The sequence below is a fragment of the Sporomusa intestinalis genome (assembly GCF_055383785.1).
Map to the genome: position 1 here is coordinate 3,668,958 of NZ_AP042390.1, position 14,204 is coordinate 3,683,161.

Annotated in this window: 13 protein-coding genes; 3 read left to right on the forward strand and 10 right to left on the reverse strand. The window is 52.2% G+C overall.

Going from position 1 to position 14,204, the window contains the following annotated elements; genetic code table 11:
- Positions 1-76 precede the first annotated feature (76 nt).
- The 8 genes from ACZ481_RS17310 to ilvD form a co-directional block, all read right to left on the reverse strand.
- Positions 77-1,393 (reverse strand): MFS transporter, encoded by a 1,317-nt coding sequence (locus ACZ481_RS17310; protein WP_464766598.1) that lies wholly within the window; start codon positions 1,391-1,393, stop codon positions 77-79.
- A 575-nt stretch (positions 1,394-1,968) separates the two neighbouring features.
- Positions 1,969-2,841: a succinate--CoA ligase subunit alpha gene (sucD, locus tag ACZ481_RS17315; RefSeq protein WP_464766599.1), complete on the reverse strand. Its 873-nt coding sequence runs from the start codon at positions 2,839-2,841 to the stop codon at positions 1,969-1,971.
- Between the two features lie 29 nt (positions 2,842-2,870).
- On the reverse strand, positions 2,871-4,013 hold the full coding sequence (gene sucC, locus ACZ481_RS17320; RefSeq protein ID WP_464766600.1) for an ADP-forming succinate--CoA ligase subunit beta: 1,143 nt from the start codon (positions 4,011-4,013) through the stop codon (positions 2,871-2,873).
- Positions 4,014-4,025: 12 nt separating this feature from the next.
- A complete protein-coding gene (locus ACZ481_RS17325; RefSeq protein WP_464766601.1) occupies positions 4,026-4,589 on the reverse strand; it encodes a 2-oxoacid:acceptor oxidoreductase family protein in 564 nt (187 codons plus the stop codon).
- Positions 4,590-4,631: 42 nt separating this feature from the next.
- The gene (locus ACZ481_RS17330; protein WP_464766602.1) at positions 4,632-5,465 is read right to left on the reverse strand and encodes a thiamine pyrophosphate-dependent enzyme; all 834 of its coding nucleotides are present in this window, start codon (positions 5,463-5,465) and stop codon (positions 4,632-4,634) included.
- On the reverse strand, positions 5,458-6,603 hold the full coding sequence (locus ACZ481_RS17335) for a 2-oxoacid:acceptor oxidoreductase subunit alpha (RefSeq protein WP_464766603.1): 1,146 nt from the start codon (positions 6,601-6,603) through the stop codon (positions 5,458-5,460). The genes ACZ481_RS17330 and ACZ481_RS17335 overlap by 8 nt, the downstream gene beginning before the upstream one ends.
- Complete coding sequence (locus ACZ481_RS17340) at positions 6,596-6,808, reverse strand: 4Fe-4S dicluster domain-containing protein (protein ID WP_464766604.1); 213 nt, start codon at positions 6,806-6,808, stop codon at positions 6,596-6,598. The genes ACZ481_RS17335 and ACZ481_RS17340 overlap by 8 nt, the downstream gene beginning before the upstream one ends.
- Positions 6,809-6,851: 43 nt before the next feature.
- Positions 6,852-8,522 carry a dihydroxy-acid dehydratase gene (gene ilvD, locus ACZ481_RS17345; protein ID WP_464766605.1) on the reverse strand — a complete coding sequence of 557 codons (1,671 nt, stop codon included), beginning with the start codon at positions 8,520-8,522 and terminating at the stop codon, positions 6,852-6,854.
- A gap of 140 nt (positions 8,523-8,662) precedes the next feature.
- On the opposite strand from ilvD, the gene ACZ481_RS17350 reads away from it, so the two are divergent.
- The gene (locus tag ACZ481_RS17350) at positions 8,663-9,574 is read left to right on the forward strand and encodes a LysR family transcriptional regulator (protein ID WP_464766606.1); all 912 of its coding nucleotides are present in this window, start codon (positions 8,663-8,665) and stop codon (positions 9,572-9,574) included.
- A gap of 115 nt (positions 9,575-9,689) precedes the next feature.
- Here the strand turns inward: ACZ481_RS17350 and ACZ481_RS17355 are convergent, their stop codons facing one another.
- The gene (locus ACZ481_RS17355) at positions 9,690-10,634 is read right to left on the reverse strand and encodes a LysR family transcriptional regulator (RefSeq protein WP_464766607.1); all 945 of its coding nucleotides are present in this window, start codon (positions 10,632-10,634) and stop codon (positions 9,690-9,692) included.
- 177 nt (positions 10,635-10,811) lie between these two features.
- Between ACZ481_RS17355 and ACZ481_RS17360 the strand changes: the two genes are divergently transcribed.
- Together ACZ481_RS17360 and ACZ481_RS17365 are read left to right on the forward strand one after the other, a co-directional pair.
- Positions 10,812-12,026, forward strand: coding sequence for a pyridoxal phosphate-dependent aminotransferase (locus tag ACZ481_RS17360; RefSeq protein WP_464766608.1), 1,215 nt, complete (start codon positions 10,812-10,814; stop codon positions 12,024-12,026).
- Positions 12,027-12,119: 93 nt separating this feature from the next.
- Positions 12,120-12,887, forward strand: a complete 768-nt coding sequence (locus tag ACZ481_RS17365) for an aspartate dehydrogenase domain-containing protein (protein ID WP_464770650.1) — start codon at positions 12,120-12,122, stop codon at positions 12,885-12,887.
- 87 nt (positions 12,888-12,974) lie between these two features.
- Here the strand turns inward: ACZ481_RS17365 and ACZ481_RS17370 are convergent, their stop codons facing one another.
- The gene (locus tag ACZ481_RS17370) at positions 12,975-14,123 is read right to left on the reverse strand and encodes an aldo/keto reductase (RefSeq protein ID WP_464766609.1); all 1,149 of its coding nucleotides are present in this window, start codon (positions 14,121-14,123) and stop codon (positions 12,975-12,977) included.
- Positions 14,124-14,204: the final 81 nt, after the last annotated feature.

Here is a 14,204-nt window from a genome sequence, read left to right on the forward strand (position 1 = left end):
TATTTTTGCTCAGCTGCCTTTGCTCTAACAGTAGCGGCTTTCATCCATAATATCGGTATTTAGGCCTGTTTCTATTTTATTGTTTATCTGCATTCGCCGGCAACACTACCCGGTAAATATCCCGGACTATGAAAAGATAGGAAAGCGCTCCGATCATTGCCAGCACGCCCACATATACCAACGCCAGTTCAAAGGAGTTGGTTACATGCAATATATAGCCAATAACAATCGGCGTGGCAATGCTTGCCATTTGTCCGATGAAGTTGAAAATTCCTCCGCTCAGGGCTACCATTTCTTTCGGTGAGGTATCACCCACAAGGCACCAGCCCAATGCCCCCAGCCCTTTGGAAAAGAAGGCCAGTGACATAATAGCGATAACCGCGGTTTCCGACTGAACATAGTTGCAGACAACAATGCTGCTGGACATAACCAGTCCGAGAACAATGGGAAGCTTCCGGGCAAACGTAAGGGTGTGGCCCCGTTTAAGCAGCCAGTCCGACCAGGTGCCCCCCAGCACGCCGCCGATAAAACCGGCAATGGCCGGAATGGAGGCGACAATCCCCACCTTCAGGATTGACATGCCTTTGGCGGTAACAAGATAGGTCGGGAACCAGGTCAGAAAAAACCAGGTAATCGTGACTACGCAAAACTGAGCTAGATATATGCCGATCATCTGCCTGTTGGTCAGTAATACCTTAACATTCTCCCATTTTACCGGAACCTTTTCTGTGCCGATATCCGTTAGGCCGCCGCCTTCCCGAATATAGGCCAGCTCCGCCTGATTTACGCTTTTGTGCTCATTGGGATCACGAATTACTTTAAACCAGATCAAAGCAATGACAATGCCGGCAAGGCCGGTGCAATAGAATACGTAAGGCCAGCCATAGGCCGATAAGATCCAGGCCATTAGTGGCGTGAATGCTGCCAATGCAAAATACTGGGCTGAATTAAATATAGCGGTTGCAAAGCCGCGCTCTTTGGTCGGAAACCACATGGCCGCAATCCGGCTATTGGCCGGAAAGGCTGGGGCCTCAAACATGCCCATAAGAAAACGAAACAGAAAAAGCATGAAAAAGCCGGTCGAAAATCCTTGCAGGTAAGTAAAAACCGACCACATAAACAAACCAACACCATAAACTACCCTTGAACCCCATTTGTCCAAAACCCAGCCGCCAGGTATCTGGAAGGCCGTATAGGCCCAGCCAAAGGCGGAGAACGCCAATCCCATGGAAACGGCATCCATCCCCAGATCTTTTCTAATAGCCGGTGCGGCAACCGAAAGAGTTGCCCGGTCTACATAATTGAAGGTAGTGACAATAAACAACATCGCTAAGATAAAGTAACGAATATTGGTTTTTTTAGTTACCGATTGAACAGCTGCATTCGCGTTCATTTTTCAATCTCCCTTCAGGATTACTTTCCGCCCTGTATATCAACAAGATAACAGTCATGAAACCTGCAGGTTCACTAAAGCATCCGGAAACTTAAGCGAAATAAAGCCTGCCATATATATTCTCTTGTTCCCCTCCTTCAATAACAACGAATATCGGCCGAATATTCTTTCTATAAAAATATTAGTATAATTCAAACTATTAGTAAAGCGAATACTTTAGATAAAAATTATTCCAAATCACGATAAGTATGATTAAATGAAGTACCGCTTATGTGCCTGCTTTAACGGATACGCAAAAGGGTTGTTCCTGCTGTCAAAGCCCGCAGCAGAACAAGGGAGAGCATGCAAATACTCCGCTGGCCTCTGAGGAAATCGGCTTGGAAATAGTCCAGGGTTACCAGTAAATATAACTGGGCAGGCGAAAGCATGCAGCCGGCAAAACCGGCCACACTAGGCGCATGAGGGTCTCCTTTTCCGGCTGTTGTCAAGCGGCAAGCCCTATACCGGTGCCGTGAAGATAAGCGAATAGACCGTGTAAAATTTAGGCTCCACTTTTACACGGCCAGTACGCAGTGTTACAAAACTTGTTTTAACAATTCGACAATCTGGGCCGGGCTGTCGGCAATACGCACACCGGCAGCCATCAGGCTGTCAATTTTGGCTTCGGCGCTGCCTGCACCGTCGGCACCGACAATAGCGCCCGCATGCCCCATTACTTTGCCTTTGGGGGCGTGTCTGCCGGCAATGTAAGCGATAACCGGTTTTTTCATGTGCTTCTTTATATAGCTGGCTGCCGTCTCTTCATCGGTGCCGCCGATCTCGCCGATCAACACAACGGCTTTCGTCTGCTCATCCTCTGCAAACAGCGGCAGCAGCTTGACAAAGGAGGTTCCCGGGATTACATCCCCGCCCACCCCCACACAGGTGGATTGACCGATACCGTTTTTTGTCATTTCATTCACAGTTTCATACGAATTGGTGGCACTGCGGGACATTAAACCCACCGGGCCTTCACTGTAAATCCGGTGGTCCATGAACCCCGCCTTGCCTTTACCCGGTGAGATCACCCCAAAGGAATTGGGGCCGATAATCATCAGGTCCTGATGGGCTCTGTTAATATGATAAAGAGTACGCATATCTCTAACAGGCACGCCTTCGGCAATGGTAATTACCAGCTTGACACCGGCCGCAATCTGTTCCAGAATTGCGTCCAGCGTCCGCTGCGGCGGCACAAACAGTACGGCGGCATTGGCCGCTGTTTCCTTTACCGCTTCTTCGACAGAATTAAAAACAGGTACGCCTGCCACTGTCTGGCCGCCCTTGCCGGGGGTAACACCGGCGACTACCTTGGTGCCGTATTCCAACATCCTTTGTGTGTGAAAAGAACCCTCGCGGCCGGTAATCCCCTGCACGATCAATCTTGTTGACGAATCAACCAAAATACTCACTATCAACACCCCTTAATAACAATTAGGCATCAGCTTTGCGCTTCAAGAACCTTTTCCGCTGCTGCTTTGATGGTATAACCGATTGTAATATCGGTTCTGTTAGCATTAACCAGCAGTTTCATACCTGCTTCCTTGTTCGTGCCATCCAGTTTAGCCACAATCGGCACAGGAATATTTTCAACGGCTTTGATGATGCCGCCGGCTATCTCGTCACAACGGGTGATACCGCCGAAAATACTGATTAGGATCGCTTTGACACGGGGATTCTGGGCCATTATCCGGATACCCTCGGCCACTCTGTCAGCGGTTGCGCCGCCGCCTAAGTCCAGCGCGCAGGCAACTTTGCCGCCTTGCTTGGTAATCCAGTCAACACAGGACATAATCATACCGGAGCCATTACTGATGACCCCGACCGTACCGTCCGGCTCACAATCAATATACAGGAATTTGACAGCCTTGGCCTGTTTTACCAGTTCGCCGGCAGCCATTTCTTCCCGCCAGGCAACTACATCCGGCTGACGGTAAACGCCGCTGTCATCAATATCTACCTTGGCATCGGCGGCAATAACGCTGCCGTCCGGCAATATCATCAGCGGATTAATTTCCACCAGCATGCAGTCATAGTCGGTAAACAGCGCATAAAGCGAAGTAATAACTGCTTTAATCCGGCTCTTAACTGCCGGCTCCGTGAGCCCGGCTTGCCTGAATATAGCTTCCAAATAAAAGTCTTGCAGACCAATGAGCGGGTCAATAATCACTTTGGCAATACGTTCCGGCTGGGTCGCAGCCACCTCTTCGATATCAACACCGCCATATTTGCTGAAAATAACTACCGGCATTCTGCTGGCACTGTCCAGGGTGATGGACAGGTAATACTCCGCCACAAAAGGAACACATTCTTCGATAAGAATGGCGTCAATTTTGCAATCCTTGAGCTCCGCCCCTAACAGCTCAGCGGTGAAAGCCGCCGCTTCCTGCGGATTCATGGCCCGTTTGACACCACCGGCCTTCCCCCGCCCGCCGGACAGAACCTGCGCCTTGACCATGGCGGGATAGGCTAGGGCCTGCGTTTTTTCCGCTATTTCGGCCGGGCTATGGATCACAATGCCTGCCGGGGTGCTAATGCCGCCCTTGTTGAAAAGCTCTTTACCCTGGAACTCATATAATTTCATGTATTTTCACCCCTATAACTGCTTTTTTAAAAGTGCTTGCGCTTTTTGGTAGCCTAACGCCAACGCCCGGCTATTTTCTTCCCTGGACTTGTTCCCCACCTGATCAACAAGTGCGGCCATAAGGGTTTCCGGTTTCACATTATTCATGATGCCATTGAGGAAGCCAAGCGCAAGCGTGTTGGTGAACAACTCCTTGCCCATTTCGGTGATGGCGATTTCCGTTAAAGGGGCTGCATATACTTTGATGTCGTGTCTTTGCGGCAGCGCATCAATATAATAGGAATCACAAATAACGATTCCACCGGCCCGCACGGCTTTAACATATTTATCACAGGCTTCCTGGGAAAGGGCTAACAGGACGTCCGGAGCCGTTACATGCAAATGATTGATGATTTCTTTACTGTAAATCACTTCACCGCTGGAAGCGCCGCCCCGGGCCTCGATGCCGTACGCCTGGGTCTGAATGACGTTGAAGCCTTCCTTGGCCAGGGCATTGCCATAGATTATGCTGGCCAGGACAACCCCCTGCCCGCCAAAACCGCTGAACCGCATTTCGATCTTATCCCCATTTATCACAAGTCTGTTCCTCCTAGCTTTACTGGATTCGCACCGGTCTGCTCAGCCCATGGTAATTACCACTTCCGTGTCTTTTTTCCGCGTAGCCAGCAGCTTGGCATATCTCTCGGTAAGTTCAAGCTGGCGGGTATTGACAAACTCGCCGATAACAAACTTTTCCGCCAGTTCTGCCGGCGACAGTTTTTCCGCCGCGGTTTTAGTGACCACCATATTCTTGATCCGTTCCACCATCCTGGCCGGATCAGCCAGTTTGTTGCGCCGGCCGAATTGTATGGGACAGCTTGTCAGCGCCTCCACAACGGCAAACCCCTTGTGTTGGAGGGCAGCCTTCATAACCTGATACAGATTGCCCACATTATAGACATCCCCCCGGGCCACATAGGTGGCACCGGCACTGGCCGCCAGACCGCAGGTATCAAAGCTCGGCTCGATCATGCCATAAGGAGCTGTTGTCGCTTTGTGCCCCACCGGCGTTGTCGGCGAATACTGGCCCCCGGTCATGCCGTAGATCTCGTTTCTGAATACAACCGCGGTTATATCGATGTTTCTTCTGGCGGCGTGGATAAAATGATTACCGCCAATAGCCAGCGCATCGCCGTCGCCCATGAAGACAATGACCTTGACATCGGGCCTGGCCAGCTTTATGCCGGTGGCAAACGCCAGCGCCCGGCCGTGGGTAACGCGCAGCACGTTAAAGTCCAGATAGGTCGGCGTCCGGCCGGCGCAGCCGATAGCGCAGACAATAACGGTTTTGCCGCGGTCAAGCTGCAGTTCGTCAGCGGCCCGGACGAAGGTGTTGATCACCGTGCCGTGGGTACAGCCGGGGCAGGTAAACAGGGGAAACTGATCTTCTTTTATATAATCGCGGCTACTCATGCGCAACAGCCTCCTCAATGGCCTGGCTGATCTGCTCCGGCATAATCAGCGAGCCGTCAAATATATTCAGCTGTATGACTTTGACATCATCAGCAACAATTTCATTGATTTTGTGAACCAGCTGGCCCCGGTTCATTTCCGGGACAATAACAGTCCTGACCTGCTTCAGCGCCTGTTGCAGCGGTTCGTCCAGAAAAGGCCAGATAGTAACAGGCCGGAACAGCCCCACTTTGTACCCCTTGGCCCGGGCGGCCTGCACCGCAGCCAGCGCCGAACGGGAAACACAGCCACAGGCGATAACCAGAATATCGGCATCTGCGGTGGCGACTTCCTCCCATTCCCAGATATCTTCCCGGTTGCGCTCAATCTTGCCGTTGATCCGTTCAATAGAATTATAAATGGCATCTTTGCTCAGGCTCGGCATGCCGTCGGCAGTATGGTGCATGCCGTTGATAACATAACGGTAGTTTTGCTCGTTGCCGAACGGCATCAGCCTTACCACCCCTGACTCATCCGGCTGGTAGGGAAGATAGTCCGCCGGTGGTACCTCCGGCAGCTTCCTGTTAATAATCTCTGCGGTTGCATACTCATCCAGGTTAATATTTTCCCGCATATGGCCGATAGTCTCATCCAGCAGCAAGATGACAGGTGTCATATATTTTTCCGCCAGATTAAAGGCCCGGATGGTGGTTTTATAAATCTCTTTCACTGAATTGGGATAAAGGGCAATAGTCGGACAGTCTCCCGACCGGCCGTACTTGGCCTGCAGCAAATCCCCCTGGGCGCAGATAGTCGCGCCGCCGGTGCTGGGACCGCTGCGCTGAACATCGACAATGACGGTGGGGATCTCGGCCATGGCGGCAAAGGCGATATTCTCCTGCTTTAGATCAAACCCCGGGCCGCTGGTGCAGGTCAGTGATTTTACGCCCATAACGGAGGCGCCGATAACCGCTCCCATACTGGCAATTTCGTCTTCCATCTGGATGAATTTTCCGCCGGTATCAGGCAGCTCCTCCGCCAGTATTTCCATCACTTCCGAGGAAGGGGTAATGGGATAGCCGGCACAAAACCCAACACCGGCTTTTATCGCCCCCAGGGCGCAGGCCTGGTTGCCTTGCATCAATTTGGTGTTAGCCATTAACTGCCGTCTCCTTTCGGGTAATCGTTATTGCGAGATCGGGGCACCGGTACTCACACATTTTACAGGCGACACATTCGTCCTCTTTGTCAATAATCAGCTTTTTTTTCTCAGTTACGGCAAATACCTTTTTCGGACAGTACGCAACGCAGATACCGCAGTTCTTACACCATTTCGTATTCACACGTACGCTATTTCCGGCCAACTAAACCGCCTCCTAAATTATGTTCCCGTGACAGGAAACGACATTATTCCCAATCATCCCGGTAGAGCCAGACAGCGCCTTGCTCGGCTCCCGCCACCCCGGCCCGGTAAGCGGCCAGGACACCCTGCAGTTTGCGCACAGGTTTTCGCACTGCGGCTTTACGCCGTTCCAGCTCCGCCGGCGCCACCTGAAGGGTGAGCAGATTCTTATTCAGATCGATTTCGATAATGTCACCGTCTTTCACCAGCGCTAACGGGCCGCCGGCCCAGGCTTCCGGCGCAACATGCCCCACACAGGGGCCCCGGGTGGCGCCCGAGAAACGCCCGTCGGTGACCATGGCTACCGAGGTATGCAAGCCCATGCCGACCAGCATGGCCGCCGGTATCGACAGTTCTCGCATACCCGGTCCGCCCTGGGGCCCCTCGTAGCGGATGACTAGTACCGAACCTGGCTCGACTTTCTTATGGAGAAGATAATCCCGCACTTCTTCCTCCGAGTTGAAAACCACGGCCGGGCCGACGTGATGATGCATCTGCGGCTCCACACCACTTTTTTTGACTACGGCGCCCAAAGGCGCCAGGTTGCCGGTCAAAACGGCGAAACAACCGCCCGTTTGCAGGGCGTCGTCCACAGCATGGATGACCTGTCGGTCAATATTGCCTTGATAGGCATCCAGGTATTCGCCTAAGGTTGTACCGGCAAATGCCAACGGCACATTGACATCAAGATATTGGCGGATGGTGGCCAGCACGGCCGGGACTCCGCCGGCGCGGTGGAAATCATTGATAGTAAGGCCGGCGGACGGCTTGAATTTAGCGATAACCGGCACCGCGGACTGTATGGCATCCACATCCTTTAAGGTTAGTTTGGATCCCATTACCTTCGCTATGGCCAGGCTGTGGAGCACGGCATTGGTTGAGCCGCCGGTAGCGGACACATGCTTAATGGCATTAGCCAGCACCGCCTCGTTCAGATAGGTGGAAAACGGCCGGCCTTCTTGCACCAGCTCTACAATCCGTTCGCCCACGTCTCTGGCCTGGCGGCCTTTCTCTCCGTCACAGAACAGCATGGTGGAGGAGCCGAACGGGGCAACACCGGTGGCCTCCAGCAGGGCCCCCATCGTGTTCGCCGTCCCGTACATGGAGCAGGTGCCGGCCGAGGAGCACATATTGGTCCGCCAGCGGTCAAAGGTTGCTGCGTCAATCTCCCCCTTGTTAAACTTGCCGATGGCTTCCTTCAGATCGCTTGTACAGTATGTCCTGCCGCCATCTTCATAAGGCAGCATGGCCCCTGCCGTCAGAAACAGTGCCGGCAGGTCCAGATAGATAGCTGCCATCAGCATCCCGGGGATAATCTTGTCACATGATCCCAGGAATACGAGACCGTCAAAGCCATGAGCGGAAACCATGGTTTCCACCGCGGCGGCAATCAGGTCGCGCTGGGGCAGTATGTAATGCATGCCTGCGCCCTGAGCCATGCCGTCACAGGGGCCGGGTACCCCAAATTCGGCCGGTGTTCCGCCGGCAGCCCAGATTCCTTCTTTGACGTATTTGACCAGTTCGGCAAACGGCTTGTGTCCGGGGTTGGCGTCGGTATAGGAATTAACTATCCCAATGACCGGTTTGGCCAAATCTTTTTTTCTATAGCCGGCAGAACTCATCAGGCCGGTCCAGTAGGCTTCCATCACATCGTTTTCATTGCCGCGCTTGGGCATATTCTTCACTCCATTCTAAATAGTCATTATTGACTGAATTCTCTTACTGAGTTAATATTAATGTAATTCAACTTATAAGTAAAATGAGATATTTGGATATAACCTATTCCGATATTCGATAAGATTGCGAGGGATGCCGTATGTATAATGCCGGTCTGGAGGCTTTTCTGGCTGTGGCCAGGGTGCTGAATATCAGCCGGGCGGCCGAGCAGTTGAATCTGGCCCAGTCAACCGTCAGCAAACGGTTAAAAGACCTGGAGTCCGAGTTGGGTACAGCCCTGATTGAGCGTGGCCAGGGCTCCAAATCCATCCGCCTGACCCCTGCCGGCGAAGAGTTCCTGGATATTGCCCAGCGCTGGAGCGTTCTCTGGAATCAGGCCCTGGCGCTTAAAGCTGAAAATGCCAGGCTATCGCTGACCCTGGGAACCCTGGACAGCCTCAACTACGCCTTATTTCCGCCGCTGTACCACGCCTTATGCCAGCACCGTCCCAAAATACGCCTGAGCGTAACCACCTCTCATTCGCCCGACCTCTACGACCTTCTCGAACGCAGGCAGATTGATGTCGGCTTTACGTTGATCGAAAGATCCCATCCAACCATTGTGGTGGAAAAATTATTCAGCGAGCCAATGGTGGTTTTGCGCCCTTGCCTGGCTGACGGCACAGACTGCCAGGTTCTGCATCCCCGTGAACTGGACTCAAATTACGAGCTGTTTCTGGCCTCCGGTCCCAGTTATAAAATATGGCATGACCAGTGGTGGGACCCCTTAAACAGCAACTGCATCCGGCTGGACTGCGCTCAATTGATCTTTTCCTTTTTGTACTCGGATAAGCAGTGGGCCATCGTCCCCCTGTCTGTTGCCCAAAGGGCCAAAAGCAGGGGCAAATTCACCATCTCCCGTCTTTCCGAGACGCCGCCTGACCGGGTTTGCTATAAAATCACCCATAAGTATCCCAAAGCCAGCACCCTGGCCAGCTTGGCACTGCTGGACCATTACCTGAAGCTATATCTGCCGGACACGCTTACCGCCGCAGGTCAGCCCCCCGGCTGACCTGCTCCCTGCCTGACATACGAAAAGACAGCCTCGACAATTCATTCTTGTCGGGCTGTCTTTTTTGGCTGTCGGGCTTTCCCATTTTACCGGCTGCAGCTTACCACTTTTCCGGCTATATGGCAAACTCCCCGGCCTGCATAAAATCAATAAAATCAGTGCCGATTTTCGAGAGGGGCTGTGATTTTTTGCTATACAGCATAATATTGCGCATGGCATTTTTATCATCCAGTTTATAAAAAAACAACTTATCGGTCGGTTCCAGGCAATGGGTGACTCCGGCCCGCACAAAGGTGATTCCCTTGCCGCTGCAGGCAATATAGTAGGCGGTAAGCAGCTGGTCCAGATACATGGCTACTTTGGGAACAAAACCTGCCTGGCGGCACATTTTCAACCCCCGCTGGTACATGTCGTTGCCTTTTTTAAGGAGCAGAAAGGGTTCCTGCTCAAATTGTTTCAGGCTGACCTGAGGACAGGTCTGCTCCCGGTACCGGCCACGGCTCATATCGGCAAAGGTCAACCGGCAGCTCGCCAGCCGGCGGTTAATCTCATAGCCTGACGGCACAGCCAGGACAATTTGCTCTTGAGCCCATACCCGGGATTGGAAGGTATTGGCATCCAGATTCTCCACATCCAGGATAATATCAACAATCCCGGACCGCAGACATTTGACAAGATCGTCGGCATTGGCTTCCAGAATATTTACCGAATAGCCCGGAAACTTCACTTTAAACTCCTGCACAATGGTTGGCAGAATGTAGGCACAGAAAAACGAAGCGCTGCCCACATGCACAGTTCCCTGCTTGCTCAAGCCGTTAAAATGCGCCGCCATTTCCTTCTCTATCGCCATAATCTTCTCTATCGATTCTATATAATACTCGCCTGCCGCTGTCAATTGTACAGGATTGCAGCTTCTGTCAAAAAGCGGCAGCTGAATCTCTTCTTCCACTTTTTTAATGGCCGCACTGAGCGCCGGCTGAGAAATATATAGCTGCTGAGCCGCCCTGGAAAAGCTTTTATTCTCATAAACTGCATATACGTAATCCCTATTCTTCAGCATGAATACTCCTTTGCAATATAAATAAAATCATATATTGCTATATAAATTTAAGTATTTGAAGCTACCGGCAGAACTTACTATTATTATAATATAGCTTGCTATCACACCACAAAGCAAATTTATCACGGTAAAACAGCGCAGGCTGCTCAGTATTACACAGGAAAGCGGGGAATAACATTGGACTTACTTAATGAAAAGTTTTTAAAAATCGGCGTAGAGAATGCGCCCGGTCAGGAAGCACGCCAAAAAACGGAGGCGATCACACTGCCGGGGGAAAAGCTTGCCGGCACACCGGTTGATTTTTCCCATGGCGATGTGGACGCCTTTGTGCCGGTTCCCGGGGCCCTGGACCTCTTTACCGCCGGTGTTCATCGCGGCGGCAGGCAGGCTTACACCGAGTATCGCGGCAGCAAAAGCATGCGTGAGGATACAGCCGCAAAGCTTGCCGGTTTTACGGGCACTGCCGTTGATGCCGACCGGAATCTTATCATTACCCCCGGTACACAAGGCGCGCTTTTCCTCGCCATGGGCTCTACGGTCTCCCGGGGTGACAAGGTTGCCATCGTAATGCCCGACTATTTTGCCAACCGCAAGCTGGTCGAATTCTTTGACGGCGAGGTTGTGCCTGTTCAGCTGAACTACTCACAGGCAACCGACCGTGCCGGTCTGGACTTAAACCAGCTGGAAAACGCCTTTAAAGCCGGTGTTAAGCTCTTTTTGTTCTCGAATCCCAATAACCCCACCGGCGTAATCTACTCACCGGCTGAAATAGGCGCAATGGCAGCGCTGGCGCAGAAGTACGGCGTCTTCGTCATCGCCGATGAGTTATATTCGCGCCAGGTCTTTGACGGCAGAACCTACACGCACTTATGCGCGCAATCCGGCCTGGCGCCGGAAAATGTACTCACCATCATGGGCCCATCCAAAACGGAATCGCTAAGCGGCTACCGCCTGGGGGTGGCATTTGGCGCCGGTAAAATTATTGAACGGATGGAAAAGCTGCAGGCTATTGTGTCCTTGCGGGCCAGCGGCTACAGCCAGGCGGTGCTGAAATGCTGGTTCGCCGAACCGCAAGGCTGGATGAGCCAACGGATAGCTCAGCACCAGGCCATCCGTGATGATTTATTGGTAAAACTGCGCGCCGTTGACGGCATTGCCGTAAGAACCGGCGAAGCGGGCAGCTATCTCTTTCCTTCCCTGCCGGCTTTGACTGTTACCATCCAGGAGTTCGTAAAAATTCTGCGTCTGCAGGCCGGTGTAACGGTAACACCCGGAACGGAATTCGGCTCACAGTTTACCCGCAGCTTCCGCATAAACTTCTCACAAAATCACCAGGCAGCCCTTGCTGCTATCGACCGCCTGATCCGGATAATGGAAAGATACCGTCAATAATAACCCCAAATTCTGGTAGACCAAAAAAATAAGTTTTGTAAACAAGGTCAGGCCTTGCTTACAAAACTTATTCTATAAGGAGTGATCCATGTGATGAAACAGGCTGCCTTGATTGGCTTTGGCACAATCGGCCAGTATTTATTCGAACGGCTGAACGCCTGTGACGGCATTAAGGTTACCTGTGTTTACGATGCCGACAGGGAAAGAATAAGAACGGTGCCGGCTACGGCTGCCGCCGGCTCGCCGGCCGGGCTTGTGGAACGGCTGACCGGCGGGATGATTGACCTGGTAGTCGAAACCGCGACCCAACAGGCTGTCCTGGAGTTGGCACCGGCCATTTTACCATATGCCGACATAGTAGTATTCTCCACTACGGCCTTCGCCGATGAGCATTTTGAAGCCGACGCGCTTGCCCTTTGCCGCAAACATGCCAGAAAAATATACATACCCCATGGGGCGGTATTAGGGCTGGACGGCATCAGGGACAGCAGGGATATGCTGGAATCGGTGACAATAACCACCGTAAAAAAACCGGCAAACCTGGGCCAAACCGATACCAAACGAACGGTGCTGTTTGACGGTCCGGCCCGTTCCGCCTGTAAACTCTATCCCCGGAACGTGAATGTACATGCCAGTATCGCTATTGCCGGGCTCGGTTTTGACAAGACCCATTCCCGGATTATTGCCGACCCGGATGCGGCCGGTAATGTTCATCACATTGAAATGGTTGCTGCAGGCGTAACGGCCAAAATAGAGATCTGCAGCCCACCGCTTGGCTTGGTGACCGGTATCTATACACCGGTTTCCGCCTACAACTCGGTAAGTAAGATATTTACCGGCAGCGGTTATGCAATAATCTGATATCCTGGCTCTATACTTTCCTGCCAGGATTTAAACAGCACCACGCGAGAATCGGGCTGCCGCTGCCTGTCTGTTTAAGCCAACAGGCTATTCAAATAATGCGGAAATGTTCTTCATCTCTTCCTTAATTTTAATCCCCTGGGGACAGTGGCTTTCGCACTGGCCGCATTCCACACATTTGGATGCCGGCGCCGCTAATTTTGTCATGATTTGATATCGCTGCCTTGCGGCCGGCGTACCGTCAAAAACATGATGATCATTATATGTGGCAAAACAGTTAGGAATATTTATGCCCGCCGGACAGGGCATACAGTAGGAACAAGCCGTACAGTTGACTTGAATCCGCTCCTGAAAGATTTTCTTGACTGCCTCAATCAGGCCCAGTTCCCGGGCTGTCAGCGAACGTGCCTCTGCCGCCTGCGCTATGTTTATATTCTCCACAACCTGCTCCATGGCCGACATCCCGCTGAGAACCACCGACACCTCCGGCTGGTTCCACACCCACCGCAGGGCCCATTCGGCCGGTGTTCTTTTTATTGCCGCCTGGTTGAGAACAGCCAGCGCCGGCTGGGGCAGATTCGTTATATTGCCGCCCCGTAAAGGTTCCATGATGGCTATGCCCAGGTCTCTGGCGGCGGCATATTCTAACCCCTGTTTGCCGGCCTGGTAATCCTCGTCTAAATAATTATACTGAATTTGGCAGAAGGACCAATCATAATAATCCACAATTTCCTTGAACAATGCCGCCTGATCATGGAAAGAAAAACCGGCATATTTTATTCTGCCGTCTTTTATTGCCTGATCCAAAAAGCTGCTGATGCCGGCTTCTTTGAGGCTGGGCCAGGTGCCGCTGTTCAGCGAGTGCACCAGGTAGAAATCAATGGAATCGGTCTCCAGACGCGCTAATTGTTCATCAAGGTATTTATCCATATCGGCTCTTGTTTTAATCAACCAGCTGGGAAGTTTTGTTGCCAGCTTAACCCGGGCCCGGTAGCCGTCTTTCAGGGCCCTGGCCACAAACGGTTCACTTGCGCCCCCCTGGGTAAAGCCGGTACCATGATACGGATACGCCGTATCCACATAGTTGACCCCGGCATCAATCGCATAGCGGATCATAGGTATGGCCTGTTCATCATCAATCTTAGTGGGGTCATTGCCGATAACAGGCAGCCGCATACAGCCAAAGCCCAGGGCCGAGACCATTTCCTCCGTTTTACCAAACCTTCTGTACAGCATAATACTCCTCCTCGTTTCTGAATAATAACCGCAAACAGCCGCAGGTGTTACTGCAGGGTATTGTGATTATGAACTATAGCT